Annotated in this window: 18 protein-coding genes; 5 read left to right on the top strand and 13 right to left on the bottom strand. The window is 73.9% G+C overall.

Annotated elements, in window-relative coordinates; translation table 11 throughout:
* Window positions 1–160: 160 nt before the first annotated feature.
* The 13 genes from rpsO to rimP all read right to left on the bottom strand — a co-directional run bounded on the left by rpsO (window position 161) and on the right by rimP (window position 12,840).
* Window positions 161–430 carry a 30S ribosomal protein S15 gene (gene rpsO / locus JQN83_RS23485; protein ID WP_208569315.1) on the bottom strand — a complete coding sequence of 90 codons (270 nt, stop codon included), beginning with the start codon at window positions 428–430 and terminating at the stop codon, window positions 161–163.
* 217 nt (window positions 431–647) lie between these two features.
* Window positions 648–1,574 (bottom strand): bifunctional riboflavin kinase/FAD synthetase, encoded by a 927-nt coding sequence (locus JQN83_RS23480; protein WP_208569314.1) that lies wholly within the window; start codon window positions 1,572–1,574, stop codon window positions 648–650.
* Between the two features lie 122 nt (window positions 1,575–1,696).
* The gene (gene truB, locus JQN83_RS23475) at window positions 1,697–2,581 is read right to left on the bottom strand and encodes a tRNA pseudouridine(55) synthase TruB (RefSeq protein WP_208569313.1); all 885 of its coding nucleotides are present in this window, start codon (window positions 2,579–2,581) and stop codon (window positions 1,697–1,699) included.
* 80 nt (window positions 2,582–2,661) lie between these two features.
* A complete protein-coding gene (locus tag JQN83_RS23470) occupies window positions 2,662–3,987 on the bottom strand; it encodes an MATE family efflux transporter (RefSeq protein WP_208569312.1) in 1,326 nt (441 codons plus the stop codon).
* 757 nt (window positions 3,988–4,744) lie between these two features.
* Window positions 4,745–4,954, bottom strand: a complete 210-nt coding sequence (locus JQN83_RS23465; RefSeq protein ID WP_208569311.1) for a DUF6186 family protein — start codon at window positions 4,952–4,954, stop codon at window positions 4,745–4,747.
* Entirely contained in the window at window positions 4,954–5,361 is a 408-nt protein-coding gene (locus JQN83_RS23460; RefSeq protein ID WP_208569310.1) for a hypothetical protein, read from the bottom strand. The genes JQN83_RS23465 and JQN83_RS23460 overlap by 1 nt, the downstream gene beginning before the upstream one ends.
* Window positions 5,362–5,380: 19 nt before the next feature.
* Window positions 5,381–6,481 carry a DHH family phosphoesterase gene (locus tag JQN83_RS23455; RefSeq protein ID WP_208569309.1) on the bottom strand — a complete coding sequence of 367 codons (1,101 nt, stop codon included), beginning with the start codon at window positions 6,479–6,481 and terminating at the stop codon, window positions 5,381–5,383.
* Window positions 6,478–6,957, bottom strand: coding sequence for a 30S ribosome-binding factor RbfA (gene rbfA, locus JQN83_RS23450; RefSeq protein ID WP_208569308.1), 480 nt, complete (start codon window positions 6,955–6,957; stop codon window positions 6,478–6,480). The genes JQN83_RS23455 and rbfA overlap by 4 nt, the downstream gene beginning before the upstream one ends.
* Window positions 6,958–7,260: 303 nt before the next feature.
* Window positions 7,261–7,554 carry a DUF503 domain-containing protein gene (locus tag JQN83_RS23445; protein WP_208569307.1) on the bottom strand — a complete coding sequence of 98 codons (294 nt, stop codon included), beginning with the start codon at window positions 7,552–7,554 and terminating at the stop codon, window positions 7,261–7,263.
* A 90-nt stretch (window positions 7,555–7,644) separates the two neighbouring features.
* A complete protein-coding gene (gene infB, locus JQN83_RS34380) occupies window positions 7,645–10,647 on the bottom strand; it encodes a translation initiation factor IF-2 (protein ID WP_208569306.1) in 3,003 nt (1,000 codons plus the stop codon).
* A 93-nt stretch (window positions 10,648–10,740) separates the two neighbouring features.
* On the bottom strand, window positions 10,741–11,073 hold the full coding sequence (locus tag JQN83_RS23435) for a YlxR family protein (RefSeq protein WP_208569305.1): 333 nt from the start codon (window positions 11,071–11,073) through the stop codon (window positions 10,741–10,743).
* A gap of 16 nt (window positions 11,074–11,089) precedes the next feature.
* Window positions 11,090–12,133, bottom strand: a complete 1,044-nt coding sequence (gene nusA, locus JQN83_RS23430; protein WP_208569304.1) for a transcription termination factor NusA — start codon at window positions 12,131–12,133, stop codon at window positions 11,090–11,092.
* On the bottom strand, window positions 12,130–12,840 hold the full coding sequence (gene rimP, locus JQN83_RS23425; protein ID WP_208569303.1) for a ribosome maturation factor RimP: 711 nt from the start codon (window positions 12,838–12,840) through the stop codon (window positions 12,130–12,132). Before rimP ends, nusA begins: the two co-directional genes overlap by 4 nt.
* Window positions 12,841–13,069: 229 nt before the next feature.
* Here rimP and JQN83_RS23420 point away from each other — a divergent pair, with 229 nt between their 5' ends.
* The 5 genes from JQN83_RS23420 to JQN83_RS23400 are packed head-to-tail and all read left to right on the top strand — an operon-like array spanning window position 13,070 to window position 18,322.
* The gene (locus tag JQN83_RS23420) at window positions 13,070–13,519 is read left to right on the top strand and encodes a hypothetical protein (protein ID WP_208569302.1); all 450 of its coding nucleotides are present in this window, start codon (window positions 13,070–13,072) and stop codon (window positions 13,517–13,519) included.
* Complete coding sequence (locus tag JQN83_RS23415) at window positions 13,516–13,965, top strand: ferritin-like domain-containing protein (protein ID WP_208569301.1); 450 nt, start codon at window positions 13,516–13,518, stop codon at window positions 13,963–13,965. Before JQN83_RS23420 ends, JQN83_RS23415 begins: the two co-directional genes overlap by 4 nt.
* Before the next feature lie 57 nt (window positions 13,966–14,022).
* Window positions 14,023–14,610: a PadR family transcriptional regulator gene (locus JQN83_RS23410; RefSeq protein WP_088645558.1), complete on the top strand. Its 588-nt coding sequence runs from the start codon at window positions 14,023–14,025 to the stop codon at window positions 14,608–14,610.
* Entirely contained in the window at window positions 14,607–15,344 is a 738-nt protein-coding gene (locus JQN83_RS23405) for an ABC transporter ATP-binding protein (RefSeq protein ID WP_208569300.1), read from the top strand. Before JQN83_RS23410 ends, JQN83_RS23405 begins: the two co-directional genes overlap by 4 nt.
* On the top strand, window positions 15,341–18,322 hold the full coding sequence (locus tag JQN83_RS23400) for an FtsX-like permease family protein (RefSeq protein ID WP_307799622.1): 2,982 nt from the start codon (window positions 15,341–15,343) through the stop codon (window positions 18,320–18,322). The genes JQN83_RS23405 and JQN83_RS23400 overlap by 4 nt, the downstream gene beginning before the upstream one ends.
* Window positions 18,323–18,324: the final 2 nt, after the last annotated feature.

Genomic DNA, 18,324 nt, shown 5'->3' with positions numbered 1-18,324 from the left:
TTCGATCGAAGCGCCCGGGTGGCCGGCATGATGCCGGGATGCCCGGGGGCCACTACCGGAGACCGGTACGCTGACCGGCTCCCTCTCGGGTGGTCGCGCGGCCCTCTTCTTCTGGTGGTGCCGAGCGGGGGAGCGGCCCGGTGGCCACTCCCCCGTCACGTCATCGGCGCAGGCCGAGCCGCTCGATCAGCGACCGGTAGCGACCGATGTCCTTCTTCTGGACGTAGTTGAGCAGCCGACGGCGCCGACCGACCAGCAGCAGCAGCCCCCGGCGGCTGTGGTGGTCGTGCTTGTGCACCTTCAGGTGCTCGGTCAGCTCCGCGATCCGCTTGGTGAGGACCGCGACCTGGACCTCCGGCGAACCGGTGTCGCCCTCGGCGGTCGCGTACTCCGTGCGGATCTTGGCCTTGGCTTCCTGGTCGAGCGCCATGTTCTCCCTGTTTCGGTGGGTTGACAACTGATGTCCGTCGTTCGGGTCCGAACGGACCGGGACGGACGAACCTCGCACCCGCGGCGTCGTGCAGGCACGCGAGGCCCCGCGTCGGTCATCCGACGTCACCGCCACACTACCAGCCCGTCGGGGAAGCGCCCGGTCAAGGCCCACGCGGCGGGCGTCGGCGGCCCGCCCACCCCGCCCGCCGGGTGGGTCAGGCGACCGCCAGCCGGGTCCGCGCGACGTCCTCGGCCATCTGCACGAGCAGCGGTTCGATCGCGTCGTACCGGATCTGGCCGCGCAGGTGGGCGGCGAAGTCGAGGGCGACCCGCTCGCCGTACAGGTCGCCTGCGAAGTCCAGCACGTGCGCCTCGACCCGGCGCTCCCGGCCGGCGAACGTCGGGTTGGTGCCGATCGAGATGGCCGCCGGCAGCCGTTCGGTCCCCCGGCGCACCAGCCAGCCGGCGTAGACCCCGTCGGCGGGCACCGCCGTGTGCGGTGGGCAGAGCAGGTTGGCGGTGGGGAAGCCCAGCTCCCGGCCACGCTGGTCACCCAGCACCACGACCCCTTCGAGCCGGTGCGGCCGGCCGAGCACGGCCGCCGCCGCCGCCACGTCCCCGGCCTCGATCCGGGCCCGGATGTACGTCGAGGAGAAGACCGTGCCGTCGGCGGTGACCAGCGGGGCGTTCTCCACCCCGAAGCCGAAGGTCCCGCCGAGCTGTTCGAGCAGCGCCACGTTCCCGGCGGCCCGGTGCCCGAAGCGGAAGTTGTCCCCCACCACGACCAGCATGGCGTGCAGGTGTTCGACCAGGATGTCGTGCACGAACGCCTCGGCGGGCAGCCGGGACAGCTCGGCGGTGAACGGCACCACACAGAGCACGTCGACCCCGAGCGCCTCGATCAGCTCCGCCTTGCGGGTGGGCTCGGTGAGCACGGCCGGATGCGATCCGGGTCGGACCACCTCGGCCGGGTGCGGGTCGAAGGTCACCACCACCGACCGCACGCCCAACTCCCGGGCCCGCGCCACGGCGTGTCCGATGGTCGCCTGGTGTCCCTGGTGCACGCCGTCGAAGACGCCGATGGTGACGACCGACCGCCCCCAGTCACCGGGTGCCGCCTCGTACCCCCGCCACCGCTGCATGCCGCTCCTTCCCTGCTCCGCCACTGACCGGCTCCCACCCGTACCCACCCGCCGGTCGTCCCGGCCGTCGTTGTCGCGCCCGCTCCCGCCGCACCGTCCGACCGGACCGGCCGGCGGCCCGGTCAGGCCGGGGCGAGCACGATCTCCGCGCGGGCCCGGCCGTCCCGCTCGCTGACGATAGCGATCAGGCCACCGTCCGGTCCGAAGACGGCGTACGGTCCGGCGATGCCGACCGGGTCGAGCGGCCCACCGTGGGAGAGCACCTTCGCCTCGTCGGCGGTGGCCTCCCGACGGGAGAAGTACCTGTCGGCGGCGGTGTCGAGGGGCAGGTTGACCACCTCGGGCGCGCGCTGTTCCAGGGTCTCGAGGGTGGCCGACTCGGCGAGGGTGAAACTGCCCACAGCGGTGCGCCGCAGCGCGGTGAGGTGCCCGCCGACGCCGAGTGACCGGCCGGCGTCGCGGGCCAGCGCCCGGATGTACGTCCCGGACGAGCAGTCGACGTCGACGTCGACGTCGACCACGTCCGGGATGTCCCGCCGGATCGCCGACACGTCCAGCCGGGAGACGGTGACCCGGCGGGCGGGCAGTTCGACGCTCTCGCCGTCCCGGACCCGCTTGTACGCCCGCTCCCCGTTGATCTTGATGGCGCTGACCGCGCTGGGCACCTGGTCGATCTCACCGGTCAACGGCCCGAACGCGGCCCGGATCGCGGCGTCGGTCAGCTCCCCGGCGGGCGTGGCGGTGAGCACGTCGCCCTCGGCGTCGTCGGTGACGGTGGCCTGGCCGAGCCGGACCGTCGCGGTGTAGCTCTTGCCCGCCCCGATCACGTACGTCAGCAGCCGGGTGGCCCGACCCACCCCGATCACCAGCACCCCGGTGGCCATCGGGTCGAGGGTGCCGCCGTGCCCGACCCGGCGGGTGCGGGCCAACCGGCGGATGCGTGCCACCACGTCGTGCGACGTCATGCCGCCGGGCTTGTCGACCACGATCAGACCGTCACCGTTCACGACCGCCAAGCCTGCCAGACGGGTCCACCCCGCCCGCCACCGCACGGCACAATGCCGGACGGCCAGCCGGCCGTGGCGGCTCAGCGCACCGCGCCGACCACCGCCCACCGGCCGGAACGCAGCCGCAGCAGGACCCCGACGAGCCGGATGATCACGAACAGGGTGAGGCCGGCCCAGATGCCCCCCAACCCGAGGTCGAACGCGAAGGAGAACCAGATCGACGGCAGGAAACCGCCGAGCGCCGCGACGACGGTCAGGTCGCGCAGGTAGCGGACGTCGCCGGCACCGATCAGCACGCCGTCGAGGGCGAACACCACCCCCGCGAACGGCTGCATCGCCGCGAACCACGGCCAGGCCACCATCGCCTGGCCGCGTACCTGGGGATCGGAACTGAACAACGACGGCACGACGCCGGCCCCGGCCGCGATGAGCACCGCGAAGCCCACCCCGCACACCCCGCCGAGCAGCGCGAACCGCCGGGCCAGGGCGCGTGCCCCGGCGGCGTCGCCCGCGCCCAGGGCGGCACCGATCAACGCCTGCGCGGCGATCGCCAACGCGTCGAGCAGCAGGGCGGTGAAGAACCACAGTTGCAGGGCGATCTGGTGGGCACCCACGGCGGCGGCGCCGAACCGGGCGGCGACCGCGGTGGCGGACAGGAAGCTGGCCTGGAAGGCGACCCCCCGGATGAGCAGGTCCCGGCTGAGCACCAGCTGCTGGCGGATCAGGGCCGGGCGGGGCCGCAGGTCGGCCCGCTCCCGCAGCAGCGCGCCGACGAAGAGGCCACCCGAGACGGTCTGGGCGATCACGTTGGCCACCGCCGAACCGGGCAGGCCCAGCCCGGCGGGGTAGACCAGCAGCGGGCAGAGCAGCGCGGAGAGCAGGTTGGGCCCGAGCACGAACAGCAGCGGCCGCCGGATGTCCTGGATGCCGCGCAGCCAGCCGTTGCCGGCGGCGGCCAGCAGCAGGCCGGGTGCGCCGAGGGCCGCGATCCGCAGCCACTGCCCGGCGGCGTCGGCCACCTCGCCACCACCACCGGCGAGGGTACGCGCCAGCGCGTCCCCGCCGAATTGCATGCCGACGGCCAGCAGGACGCCCACCCCGAGCGCCAGCCAGGAAGCCTGGACGCCCTCGGCCAGCGCCGCGGCCCGGTCACCGGAACCGAACCGTCGGGCCACCCGCCCGGTGATGCCGTACGCCAGCACGGTGCCGAGCCAGGCGGTGAGGGTCAGCACCGTGCCGCCGACGGCGAGCGCGGCCAGCGGAACCCGACCCAGGTGCCCCACCACGGCGGTGTCGACCAGCACGTAGAGCGGCTCGGCCGCGAGCACCACCAGGGCGGGCAGGGCGAGGGTGGCGATCCGGCGCGGTGAGGCGAGCGCGGTGGCGGTAGGAGTGGACTGGCTCATCGCCGCCGATCCTGACACGCCACCGGTAAGGAACGCAATCCCCGCCAACACTTACCGAAGGCTGGCCGGCGGAGGTGGTCCGGCACCCGCCCCCGGCACCCGTCCGCTCGGACCCGCCCGGCGGACACCCCGGCACCGCGCCGGGCGGGCCCGGGCAACGGACGGCGGTGCCACTCGACCGGGCGGACCCGGGCGGGCGAAGAGTCCGCCCGGCGGTGGGGTCACCGCCGGGGCGGCAGCGTCACTGACGGGTGTCCATCGAGGTCTGCAGCGCGCGGCGCATCTGCTCGCGGGCCTCGTCGGTGGTCTCGGTCTTGGGCTTGGTCGCCATGGCGGTGTCCTTCCAGGGTGCGGACCACCGGAACAGGTGGCCCTACGGGCGGTCCTGCTGAGCGCCGGGAAGGCGGCCCGGGATCACCGGAGCGGCTCGCCTGGCAGCGTTGAGCCCGGGTCGGTCAGACCCTGGAGGGAGGCGGCACCGGGTGTGGCACCACCGCCCACGACCTGCGTCGCGACGCGACGTCGGCCTTTCCCAAGTTAACGTTTACTTTCCACATGGTGTCCACTCTTCCCGTCATCTGGACGCCACGGCAGCCACCCCGGGCGGCCGGAAACGGACGGCCCACCGCGCGCGGACAGGAACGCACGTCGCGGGCGCAGGGGCGCGCGACATGCCGGTGCCCGGCGGGAGACCCATCGACAGATGTGCGGAGGGCGGGCGGGTGGCGGAGGGCGGGCGGGTGGCGGACGGTGGTGCTCAGCGGGCCAGGAAGTGCCAGCCCAGCCACCACCAGAATCCGAACAACCCGATCCGGCCGACCGGCACCGGGCCCACCTCGTACCGCATCACGTAGGCGCAGACGTCGCCCAGGGACGGAATCCGGGAGCCCTCCCGGCGGGAGGCCCACTCGACCACCGCGAAGAGCACCAGGGAGGTCAGGAAGCCACTGATGGCGAGGGTACGCATCACCGGCGCACCAGCCCCCAGAAGGCGGCCAGCCAGGCGAACCAGGCCGCCGAGCGGACCAGTTCGTCCTCCAACAGCGGATCGGCCAGCCGGGACAGGGTGGGGAACTCGTCCCCGACCGCCATGACGAAGGTGGCGCCTTCCAGCACCCCGAACAGCGCCGCCGGGAGCAGCCACCAGGCGGTGCCCCGGCCCAACCGGCGTGGTGCCGGCCGGCGCTGCACCCGGTTGCCGAGGCCGAGCCAGATCAGCGCGCCGCCGGTGCCCAACGTCCAGAGGTTGGCCAGGGCGGAGAACGACGGGAACTGCCCGCCGACCAGGGAGAGGCAGGCCAGCACCGGCACGGTGACCACCGGCCGGTCCCAGGTGCGGGAGACGTCCACGGCGATCTCGTGCGGCTGCTCCATCGTCCGATTCTCCCCGGGCTCACCCTGTGCGGGAAGACCGACACCCGTCGGCGTCGCCGTGACCTGCGGTCAACGCCCCGCCCAACTCCGCCCTGATCAGGGCGATGACCTGGTCGACGTCACCCTGCCCGGTGAATCCGGCGGCGAACCGGTGACCTCCGCCACCCAGCGCCACCGCCACCGCGCTGACGTCGACCGCACCCTTGCTGCGCATCGACACCGCCCACGCGTGCGGCCCGACCTGCTTGAGCACACACGCGACGTCCGCCTCGGCGGTGCAGCGCACCGAGTCGATCAGCGACTCCAGCACGTACGGCCGCTGGTCGTGGCGGTCCAGGTCGTCGAGGGTGGCGTGGGTCCAGACCAGACCGTGCCCGGCGGCGGCCTCCGGTTCGAGCCGGGACCGGCCCAGCACCTCACCGAAGAGCCGGACCGCGCCGAACGGCCGGGTGTCGAAGACCTCGCGGGAGATGTCACCGGGGCGCAGGCCGGTGGCGAGCAGCCGGGCGGCGAGCCGGTGCACCTCCGGCGTCGTCGCCGCGTACCGGAACGAGCCGGTGTCGGTGGTCAACGCGACGTAGAGGCCGGCCGCGATCTCCGCGTCCAACGGCACGTCGAGCCGGGTGAGCAACTGCTCGGCCACGACCGAGGTGGCCGCAGCCGTCGGGTCCACCAGGTGCACCGCACCGAAGCCGGTGTTCGAGGCGTGATGGTCGAGGACCACCGAGGTGCCGGCGGTGTCGAGCCGGTCCACCAGGTCACCGAGCCGCGACTCACTCGCGGCGTCGAAACAGACCACCAGATCCGGATCCGGGTACGCCTCGGCGGCCGGCACCAGCAGGTCGATCCCGGGCAGCCAGCGGAACGGCTCCGGCACCTCGGGCGGCCCCGGGAAGGTGGCCTGCAACCGGTGTACGCCGAGCCGGCGCAGACCCAGCCCGAAGCCGAGCATGCTGCCCAGCGCGTCGCCGTCCGGGTTGATGTGACAGATCAGCAGCACCCGGGCGTCGGCCGGCAGGCCGCGTACCGCAGCGACGGCGGCAGCCCAGTCGTCCTCGCCGGGGCCGGCGGACGGCGACCCGACGCGGAGCTCACCGGCCGTGTCCGGGGCGGCCGTCACCGCCGGTCCGTCGTCGAGGCGTCGGCGTCGGCGGCTTCGTCGTCGACGTCATCGTCCTCGTCGTCGACCCGGTAGGGCTGGGCGTCACCGGCATACTTCGCCTGGGCGGCCAACCGCTGCACCTCGGCGTCGGCGTGCCGGGCCTGGGCGAGCAGGTCGTCGATCTGCTTGACCTGGTCCTGCACGTCGTCGAGGACGAAGGTCAGCGAGGGCGAGTGACGCAGCCCCAGGGCCTTCCCGACGGTGCTGCGCAACATCCCCTTCGCGCTCTCCAGCGCGGCGGCGGTGCTGGCCTGGGCCGTCGCGTCACCGAGCACGGTGTAGAAGACGGTGGCGTCGCGCAGGTCCGCGGTGATCCGGGCGTCGGTGATGGTGATCATCCCGAGCCGGGGGTCCTTGATCTGGCTCCGCACCACCGAAGCGACCAGCTCGCGAATCCGCTCGGCGTGCCGGCGAACCTTGGCCGGATCAGACATGTCCCCCACCTCCAGGGCGTTCCCACCGCAGCCGGATCGGCGACGCCGAAGCCCACCGAACCCAACCACCCCAACATCTCGAACACTACCCGCGCCCCACCCCCACCCGCCCGCCCCACCCCGCCCGACCCCTCTCCCCACCCCGTCCCCGCCCCACCCCCACCCGTCCCCGCCCCGGTGATCAAGAGGTTTGCGTCAGCCTGGAGATCAAAGCTGACGCAAACCTCTTGATCACCGGGGGCAGGCGGAGCTGGAGGGAGCCCGGGCGGGGGTGGGGAGCCCCGGGCGGGAGGGAGGGGTGGGTCAGTCTTCGGGGGTGTGGAGGGTGCGGCGGACGGAGAGGAGGTCCAGTTCGGGGCGGGCGGCGACGAGGCGTTCGCAGGAATCGAGCACCTCGCGGACGTGGGCCGCCTCGGCAGCCACCACGGCCACCCCGATCTCGGCCCGACCGTGCAGGTCGAGCGCGCCCACCTCGGCCGCCGACACGTCGAAGCGGCGCAGCGCGGCCACGATGGGCCGGACGTAGGAGCGCTTGGCCTTGAGCGAACGGGAGTCGCCGGGCAGGAGCAGGTCGAAGAGTGCGGTTCCGGTATACATCGCCCAGGACGTTACGGAAGCCCCCTGGACATGCTCAAGGGGTTTACGCCGGGTGGCGTAAACCCCTTGAGCGCTGTTGTCAGCCTCGGATCAGGCGCGCGGCTTCTCCCGCATCTCGAAGGTTTCGATGGTGTCGCCGACCTGGACGTTGTTGAAACCGGCCAGCGTCAGACCACACTCGAAGCCCTCGCGGACCTCCGTCGCGTCGTCCTTGAACCGCTTGAGCGAGCTGATCGTGAGGTTGTCCGCCACGACCGCCCCGTCCCGCAGCAGCCGCGCCTTGGCGTTGCGGCGGATGATGCCGGACCGGACGATACAACCGGAGATGTTGCCGATCTTGGACGAGCGGAAGACGTCGCGGATCTCCGCGCTGCCCAGCTCGACCTCTTCGTACTCCGGCTTGAGCAGCCCCTTGAGCGCGGCGTCGATCTCCTCGATGGCCTGGTAGATGACCGTGTAGTACCGGATCTCCACGCCCTCGCGGTCGGCGATCTCGCGGACCTTGTTGGCGGCCCGCACGTTGAAGCCGATGATCGTGACCGCCTCGGACGAGGCGCTCGCGAGCATGACGTCGCTCTCGGTGATCGCACCCACACCCCGGTGGATGATCCTGAGCTGGACCTCCTCGGGGATGTCGAGGTTGAACAGCGCGTCCTCGAGGGCCTCCACGGAACCGGAGACGTCGCCCTTGAGCACCAGGTTGAGCGAGGTCTTCTCGCCCTCCTTGAGCTGCTCCATGAGCGTCTCGAGGGTGGCCCGGCCGCGGGAGTTGGCGAAGGACGCCGCCCGCCGTCGTGCCTGCCGCTGCTCGGCGATCTGCCGCACCGTGCGGTCGTCCTCGGCGGCCAGGAAGGTGTCACCCGCACCCGGCACCGCGGTCAGACCGAGCACCAGGACCGGACGGGCCGGACCGGCCTCGGCGACCTGGTTGCCGTTCTCGTCGAGCATGGCGCGGACCCGGCCGTGGGCCCCACCGGCGACGATCGAGTCGCCCGCCCGCAGGGTGCCCTTCTGCACCAGCACCGTCGCCACCGCACCGCGACCCTTGTCCAGGTGCGCCTCGATGGCCACACCCTGCGCCGGTCCGTCGATCGGAGCGGTCAGCTCCAGCGACGCGTCGGCGGTCAGCAGGACCGCCTCCAGCAGCTCGTCGATGCCGATGCCCGGCTTGGCCGCCACGTTGACGAACATGGTGTCGCCGCCGTATTCCTCGGCGACGAGACCGTATTCGGTCAGCTGCTGGCGGACCTTGTCCGGGTTGGCCTCCGGCTTGTCGACCTTGTTGACCGCGACCACGATCGGCACGTCGGCCGCCTTGGCGTGGTTGAGCGCCTCGATGGTCTGCGGCATGACGCCGTCGTCGGCCGCCACCACCAGCACCACGATGTCGGTGACCTGGGCACCACGGGCACGCATGGCGGTGAACGCCTCGTGGCCCGGGGTGTCGATGAAGGTCACCGCGCGGTCGATGCCCTCGTGCGGAACGTGGACCTGGTATGCGCCGATGTGCTGGGTGATGCCACCCGCCTCGCCGGCCACCACGTTCGCCTTGCGGATCGCGTCGAGCAGCTTGGTCTTACCGTGGTCGACGTGACCCATGACGGTCACCACCGGCGCACGGCTGACCAGCCGGTCCTCCGCGACCTCGGCGTCGAGGTCGATGTTGAACTGCGCGAGCAGCTCGCGGTCCTCGTCCTCCGGGCTGACGATCTGCACGTCGAAGCCGAGGTGCTCACCGATCAGCAACAGGGTCTCGTCCGAGCAGGACTGGGTCGCGGTGACCATCTCGCCCAGGTTGAACATCTCCTGGACCAGCGAACCCGGGTTGGCGTTGATCTTGTCGGCGAAGTCCGACAGCGAAGCGCCACGGGAGAGCCGGACGACCTGACCCTGACCCCGGGGGGCACCCGAGCTCATAGTCGGAGCCGACAGGTTGTCGAACTCCTGTCTGCGCTGCTTCTTGGACTTGCGACCACGGGTCGGCCGACCACCGGGACGCCCGAAGGCACCCGCGGCGCCGCCGCCACGGCCACGACCGCCGCCACCGGGACGACCACCGCCACCGGCCGGGGCACCCGGGCGGAAACCGCCACCGGGAGCACCACCGCCGCCACCGGGGCCACCACGGTAGCCACCGCCGCCGGCACCAGCGCCGCCACCGGGACCACCACGGAAGCCGCCACCGCCGCCACCGCCACCGGGACGGAAGCCACCGCCACCGCCACCGGGACGACCGGCACCGCCGCCGGGGCCACCACGACCGCCACCGGGGCCGCCGGGGCGACCCGTGGTGGGCCGCTGGCTCGGCATCGAGGCCGGGCTGGGACGCGGCGGCATCGAGGCCGGGCTCGGACGCGGCGGCATGCCGGCCGGACTCGGCCGGGGACCGCCACCACCGGCGGCCGGGGGCCGCTGCTGCTGGCCACCCTGGATGCCGAACGGGTTGTTACCGGCACCGCGCGCCGGCGGACGACCGCCGGGACGGGCACCCGGGCCGGCCGGAGGGCCACCCGGACGACCGGCGGCCGGGGTACCCGGACGGGGCGGTACGGCGTTCGGACCGGGACGCGGACCCGGACGGGGACCACCCTCGGTCGGGGGCTCCCGTCGGACGTTGTCCCGCTGCTGCTGCCGGGCGGCCTGGGCGGCCTTGACCGCCGCCTCCTGCTCGGCCTTCAGCGCGGCGGCGCGCGCTTCGGCGGCCGCCACCTCGATGTCGTGTGCGCTCGCCGGCTTGGCGACCGGAGTCACCGGCTGCGGCGGGCCGGGGACCGGGCCCTTGGGCTTCGGTCCAGGGGTCGGCGCGGTCGGCCGCCGGGGCGGCATCGGCCGGGCCGAGACCCGGGGGGCGCCCGGGGTCGGGGACGGCGTCGGGGTCGGTGCCGGGCTCGGGGCCGCCGCCGGAGCGGACGGTGCCGACGAACCACCGGCGGACGCGACGAATGCGCCACGCAGACGTCGGGCGACGGGCGCCTCGACGGTGCTGGACGCGGACTTCACGAACTCGCCCATTTCCTTCAGCTTGGCGAGCACTGTCTTGCTTTCGACCCCGAGCTCCTTAGCAAGCTCGTGTACGCGGGCCTTACCTGCCACTGCACTCCTCACTCCGAGGTCGTGCGGGCAGCACCCGCAGCGACCTCACTCGTGCACTTGAAGCCTGGTCATTTCAGGGACTTCATCGTGTGCTCATGTCGGTCGTCCTACCTTGCTAGCGACCCTCGCCCGGTCGGGTTGACCGGACGTAGTGGTTGACGCATCGACGTGCTCCGCGACGGCACCGTGGTCAGGGACCTCGGTGAGTCGCAGCGCCCGCCCGAAGACGCGACGCCGCACCGCCAGCGCGAAGCAGGCCGGATCCGGGTGCATGTTCGCTCCCCGACCCGGCAGACTGCGGCTCGGATCAGGTCGGAGACTGTGACCATCCTCGTCACCGACCGCGACGATCCGCAGCAGTTCGCTGGCCGGCGCACGTTTCCGGCAACCCACACAGGTGCGTTCCGGATGCGCGCGTCGTACCACTGGAAGAAGTCTACCCCTAGCCGCCCGAGATCGCTCCGCCCGGCTCCGAGACGGACTCGGCACCGCCCCGGCCGCCGGGCCCCGCCTGCTCCGCGTCCGACCGGATGTCGATCCGCCAACCGGTCAAACGCGCAGCAAGCCGGGCGTTCTGCCCCTCCCGCCCGATGGCGAGGGAGAGCTGGAAGTCCGGGACGGTCACCCGGGCCGTCCGGGTGGCCAGGTCGACCACCTCGACCCGCAGCGCCTTGGCCGGCGAGAGCGCGTTGCCGACGAACGCCGCCGGGTCGTCCGACCAGTCGATGATGTCGATCTTTTCGCCGTGCAGCTCGCTCATCACGGCGCGGACCCGCTGGCCCATCGGGCCGATGCAGGCGCCCTTGGCGTTCACGCCCTGCACGGTGGAGCGCACGGCGATCTTGGTGCGGTGACCTGCCTCACGGGCGATCGCCCCGATCTCCACCGTGCCGTCGGCGATCTCCGGCACCTCCAGCGCGAAGAGCTTCTTCACCAGCGCCGGATGGGACCGCGACAGGGTGATCTGCGGCCCACGCATCCCCTTGGTCACGTGCACCACCACGCAGCGGATCCGCTCGCCGTGGTGGTAACGCTCGCCGGGCACCTGCTCGGACTGCGGCAGCACACCCTCCAGCTTGCCGAGGTCGACGCTGACGATGCCCTTCTCGCTGCGCGCCTCGTGCGCCTGCACCACGCCGGTGACCAGGTCACCGTCGCGGCCGACGTACTCACCGAAGTGCACCTCGTCGGTGGCCTCCCGCAACCGCTGGAGGATCACCTGCTTGGCGGTCATCGCCGCGATCCGGCCGAAGTCGTGCGGGGTGTCGTCCCACTCCCGCACCACGCTGCCGTCGTCGTCCAGCTCCTGGGCGTAGACCTGGGCGGCCCCGTTCTTACGGTCGATCTCCACCCGGGCGTGCGACTCGGCGCCGTCGGTGTGCCGGTAGGCGGTCAGCAACGCGGTCTCGATCGCCGCGAGGATCGTGTCGAACGGGATCTCCCGCTCGCGCTCCAGTGCGCGCAGCGCCGCGAGGTCGATGTTCACCTCTCCTCGTCCTCCACATCATCGTCGTCATCGTCGGCGGCGTGTTCGTCGTCGCCGATCTCGTCGTCTTCGTCGGCGCCGTCGAACTCGTCCGCCTCGTCGATCTCGTCGAGGCGGTTGAACTCGACCTGCACCCGGCCGGGGCCGAGCTCGGCGTAGCGGTGTTCCACCCGGCCGGCTTCGGTCTCCAGCACCACACGCTCGTCGTCGGCCGCCACCACCCGGCCGGTGACCTGACGGTCCACCGTGGGCTGCGCGTCGGGCCGCTCGACCCGGACGGTCACCTTCACCAGCCGGCCGGCGTTGCGTCGCCAGTGCCGGGGCAGGGTCAACGGGCGGTCCACCCCGGGGGAGCTGACCTCCAGCTGGTACTCCCCCGCCACGATGTCCCCGCCGGACTCCTCGGCCGCGTCCAGCGCCGCCGAGACCACCCGGGAGACGTCCGCGACGGCGTCCAGGTTGATCCCGCCGTCGGCGTCCACGATCACCCGGACCACGTGCCGCCGGCCGGCCCGGGACACGGAGACGTCCTCCAGGTCGTAGCCCGCCTCCGTGACCACCGGGGCGATCACGTCGCGCAATCTGGTACGCCGGGCGGCCAGGTCGCCCCGGGATGCGCCCGCACGGTCCCCGCCCCGGGCGCCGTCGGTGCGACGGGATCGTCCCGCCGGCGCCGTCGGCCGGGTGGCACGGCCACGCTGCGTCATCTGGGCACCCTCCTGCTGGTCGGCTGCGGTCGTCGGACCGGCACGCCGGGACGCCACCGGGGCGGCAGCGCCGGTGGCTGCGCAGAGCGTAACGCGCCGCCGGGACGGCGGCCCCGGCGGCGCACCGACGGCGGTCGCCCGGCGGTCGGCGCGGATGGTGTTGACTTGTCCGGTGGCCACGGGCAGAACGACGACACACCCCGACGGAACGGGGCAATCCCGACGTACGGTGCTGCGCTCCGGTGCACTTCTGGCGGTCGGTGCCGCCACGGTGCCGCTGACCGGTTGTGCGCTGTTCGACCGGGACGAGCCCAGCCCGCCGCCCGACCCGCTGGAACCCCTGGCGGACGAGGCCCGGGCACTGGCCGCCCGGCACCGGGCCGCGATCGCCGCCGACCCGGGGCTCGCCGACCGGCTCACCCCGATCGCCGAGGCGCACACGGCGCACGCCGACGAGCTGCGCCGGCTGATCGGCCGCCCCGGGCCGTCCGGTCCGGCGACACCGGCTCCGAGCGCCGGGGAAGGCACCCGCAGCGCCCTCCTGGCCGGGTTGCGGACCGCCGAGCAGAGCGGCCGGGACAACGCGGCCAAGGCGTGCGCCGCCGCGCCGGGTGACCGGGCCGCACTGCTCGGTTCGATCGCCGCCGCCCGGGCCACCCACCTGGAGGCACTGAAGTGAACCGCCGCACCGCCCCCGCCACCCCCGGCGACGCGCTCGCCGGGGCGTTGGCCGCCGAGTACGCCGCGATCTACGCCTACGGTCCGATCGGGGTACGACTCACCGACGCCGACCGGCGGGCGGCCCGCACTGCCGAGGCGGCCCACCGGTCCCGACGCGACGCGCTGGTGCTCCAGCTCAGCGCCACCGGCGGCACCGTCCCCCCCGACCAGGCCGGCTACGCCCTGCCGTTCCCGGTCACCGACCGGGCCGCCGCGTTGCGGCTGGCGGTGCAGGTGGAGGAGCGCACCGCGGCGTTCTGGCGGGCGGCGCTGCCGGTCACCACCGGCGCGGACCGCACCCGGGCGCTCAACGCGCTGACCGACTGCGCGGTACGGGCCACCCGCTGGCGGCGCAGCGCGGGCCTCACCCCACTGACCGTCCCGTTCCCCGGCAGTCCCACCTGACCCACCGCCCGTACCCTGCGGTTGCGGTCCGCATACGGGGTATGCATACTCCGTCGCATGTCCATCCGTCACGGCCTGCTCGCCCTGCTGGAGCGCGGCCAGATGTACGGCTACCAGCTCCGGGCCGCGTTCGAGGAGTCGACCGGCTCGACCTGGCCGCTGAACATCGGTCAGGTCTACACCACCCTCAACCGGCTGGAACGCGACGGCCTGGTCCGCTCGCTGCCCGAGCACGAGGGCGGGCAGCGGCCGTACGAGATCACCGACGCCGGGCGGGCGGACCTGGCGCTGTGGTTCGTCACCCCGATCAGCCGCAACGACCGCCCCCGCGACGAGCTGTCCATCAAGCTGGCCCTGGCGTTGACCACCCCCGGGGTGGACGTGCGGGCGGTGGTGCAGACCCAGCGTGGCGCGACCATGCGCACGTTGCAGGAGCTGACCCGGCTCAAGTACACCAGCGACCGGCCGGAGGACCTGCCCTGGCGACTGGTGCTGGACGCGATGATGTTCCAGGCCGAGGCGGAGATCCGCTGGCTCGACCACTGCGAGACCAGCCTGGTCCGGCACCGGCCGGCGGCCCCCACAGCCCGCAGCGGGTCACCGCCGGAGGTGGTGGAGCGGGCCGACGAGGAGGCACACCGGTGACCGGCCCGGACGACGGCGCGGTGCTCGAACTGCGCGACGTCCACCGCACCCACGGGGGCGGGGAGGCCGCCGTGCACGCGCTGCGCGGGGTGAGCCTCACGGTACGACCGGGCGAGCTGGTGGCCGTGATGGGTCCCTCCGGCTCGGGCAAGTCGACCCTGCTCACCCTGGCCGGTGGGCTCGACCGGCCGACCGGCGGGGAGGTACTGGTCGAGGGGGAGGCCCTCGGCACGCTCGACGGGCGGGGGCTGGCCCGGTTGCGCCGTCGTCGGATCGGCTACGTCTTCCAGGATCTGAACCTGCTCGGCAGCCTCACCGCCGCGGAGAACGTGGCCCTCCCGTTGGAACTCGACGGGGTCGGCGTACGGCAGGCCCGGCGGGCGGCCCTGGCGGCGCTGGAGGAGGTCGGCCTGGGCGGGCTCGGTGCGCGCTTCCCCGACCAGATGTCCGGGGGTCAGCAGCAGCGGGTGGCGATCGCGCGGGCGCTGGTCGGTGAGCGGCGGTTGGTGCTGGCCGACGAGCCGACCGGGGCGCTGGACTCGCAGACCGGGGAGGCCGTGCTGCACCTGCTGCGCCGCCGGGTCGACGCGGGGGCCGCCGGGGTGTTGGTGACCCACGAGGCCCGGCACGCGGGCTGGGCCGACCGGGTGGTCTTCCTCCGCGACGGTGTCATGGTCGACTCCACCGCGCCGTTGGCCGGGGTCGAGCACCTGCTCTCCGGAATCGGCCGGTGAGCGCCCCGCCCCACCCGGACGGACCCTCCGGCCCCGACGGCCTGTCCGCCCGTACCCCACCGGCCCGGCCCGACGACCCGGCCCGGCCCGCTCACCCGGCCCGGCCCGACAACCCGGCCCGGCCCACTCACCCGGCCCGGCCCGACAACCCGGCCGGGCCCGCTCACCCCGAGAACCCGGCTCACCCCGAGAACCCGGCCCGACCGGCACGAGCCGGCAGCGCGACCCGGCCGGCCCGCCCCGACGCGGGGGGCCCGGTGGGACTGCCCGGTCGGCTCGCCGGGACGCTCGGGTCCTGGCGGGCCGCGCTGCGGATCGCCCGGCGGGAGGCCTGGCGGGCGCGGGGGCGCACCGCGCTGGTGCTGACGATGATCGCGCTGCCGGTACTGGTGCTGAGCTTCGTCGCGGTCACCTACGACATGGCCGACCTCACCCCGGAGGAGAGTTTCGTCCAGCGGGTCGGTGCCGCCGACGTCGAGCTGCACTGGGTGGCGGAGAACCCACTCCACCAGGACTCCCGGGGGGACACGAACTGGGCCCGCACGGGTGAGCTGGTGACCCGGGAACGGCCGGTGGGTCGGGCGGAGGTCGAGGCGCTCCTGCCGGCCGGCAGCCGGACCAGCCGGGTCACCTGGTGGGTGCCGTTCGAGGTGCGGATCGGCGACCGGACCAGGACCATCGACGGTCGGGCGTTGGACCTGACGGACCCGCTGGCCCGCTCGATGGTGCGCCTGCGGTCCGGGCGGGTCCCCACCGCACCCGACGAGGTCGCGGTCAGCGCGCAGGCCGCCGCCCGGATGGGCGTACGGGTGGGCGGGTCGGTCGACGCGGCCGACGGCACCCGCCGGTGGCGGGTGGTCGGTGTGGTGGAGTTCCCCGACCAGCTCGGGGAGATCGCCGCCCTGACGCAAACCGGGTCGTCCCGGGACGGGCGGAGCTACGACGAGAGCTGGCTGGTCGACCTTCCCGGCCCGTTGGACGCCGCGCTGGTGGACCGGCTCAACGCGCACGGCATCCTGGTCAGCGCCCGGGACCCGGTGCCGGGTGCCCAGTCCCCCGACGGGTCGGCGCTCAACCTGCCCGATCCGGTGCTGGCGAGCAACACGGTGTTGGTCGGCGGTCTCGGTCTGCTGGAGGTCGTCCTACTGGTCGGCCCGGCCTTCGCGGTGGGGGTCCGGCGGCGGCGGCGGGACCTGGCGCTGGTCGCGGTGGCCGGCGGTGATCCGGTGCACCTACGGCGGATCGTGCTCGCCGACGGGGTGGTCCTCGGTGGGCTCGGGGCGGCGTGCGGGCTGCTGCTCGGGGTAACCGCCGCGCTCGCCGGTCGGTCGCTGGTCGAGGAGCACCTGCTGGGGGCGCGCAGCGGGGGCTACCGGGTCTTCCCGGCGGCGCTCGTCGCGATCGCGGCGGTCGCGGTGCTTGCCGGGGTGTTGGCCGCGCTCGCCCCGGCGCTGGCCGCGGCCCGGCAGGACGTGGCGGCCGGGTTGGCCGGTCGCCGGACCGCACCCCCGCACCGCCGCCGCTGGCTGCTCCTCGGGGTGGCGCTGACCGCGCTGGGCAGCGGGGCCGCCGCCGTGGGTGCCGCGAGGGGCGACACCCCGGTGATCCTCGCCGGGTTGGTCCTGGGTGAGCTGGGCCTGGTCTTCTGCACGCCCACGCTGATCGGTCTGCTGGCCCGGCTCGGTCCGCTGCTGCCGCCCGCGCCCCGTATCGCGCTGCGCGACGCCAGCCGCAACCGCTCGTCGGCCGCCCCGGCCATCTCCGCGGTGATGGCCGCCGTCGCCGGCAGCGTCGCCCTGGGCGTATACGTGGCCAGCAACGACGCCCGCGACCGGGCCGACTGGCAACCGGGGATGCCGCCGGGCCAGGTGCTGCTGCTGCGCGCCGACCGGGACGGCACCGGCCCGCTGCCCCCGTTACCGCTGATCACCGAGCGGGTCCGGGCCGAGCTGGGCACCGACGCGGTGCTGCCGGTGGCGGTGCCCAGCTGCGTCGACCCGCAACGCCCGGAGGACTACTGCACGGTCACGGCGGTGCTGCCCGAGGACCGGGCCTGCCCGTACGACGCGGAGTCCTACGGTACGGCCGAGGTCCGCCGTGCGGCGCTGGCCGACCCGCGCTGCGTCCCGCCGGTCCGCATCGTCAGCGGCTTCTACCTACCCGCCATGGTGGACGACGGCGCCGTCCTGGGGGTGCTCAGCGGTGCGCCGGCGGCCGAGGTGGCGGCGGCGGCCGTCGTGCTGCGCGCCGGTGGCGTGGTGGTGACCGATCCCCGTTACCTGGTCGACGGTCAGGTGACGGTCCGGGTCGAACGGTGGGTCGGCGGCTCCCGCCCGTCGGTGGCGACCAGCGTCACCCTCCCCGGTCACCTGCTGCGCGACGGGCTGCCGGTCGACCGGATGGTGCTCTCCCCCGCCGCCGCCGCCCGGGTCGGCCTGCGCACGGAGCCGGCCGGTTTCGCCGTCGACACCCGGACCACGCCGACCACCGCACAGCTCGACCGGGTGGTCACCGCCCTGCGGCCGTTGCTGCCGGTGTCGGTGCAGATCGAACAGGGTCCGCCCCGCTCGCAGCAGCGGCCGGTGCTGCTGTTGCTGGCCGCCGGCGCCGGGCTGATCACCCTGGGCGCGGCCGGGGTGGCAACCGGTCTCGCCGCGGCGGAGGGCCGCCGGGACCTGTCCACGCTCGCCGCGGTGGGGGCCAGTCCCCGGGTACGCCGGGTGCTGTCGCTCTGCCAGGCCGGGGTGATCGCCGTGGTCGGCTCGGTGCTCGGCATCGCGGCCGGGCTCGGCTCCGCCCTGATCATCCTGACCTCGATGAACCGCCAGTACGCGCAGACCTGGCCGGCCCAGTCGCCGTACCCGGTGGTGGTGCCCTGGCAGACCCTCGGTGTGCTGGTGGTGGTGCCGCTGGTGGCGATGCTCGGTGCCGGTCTGTTCACCCGGTCCCGCCTCGCGGTCGAACGCCGGTTGGACTGAGC

The sequence above is a fragment of the Micromonospora antibiotica genome (genome assembly GCF_017599305.1).
In the GTDB taxonomy this organism is placed as follows: domain Bacteria; phylum Actinomycetota; class Actinomycetes; order Mycobacteriales; family Micromonosporaceae; genus Micromonospora; species Micromonospora antibiotica.
Note: the sequence above shows the minus strand (reverse complement) of the source record. Positions and strands in the feature narration are given on the sequence as shown.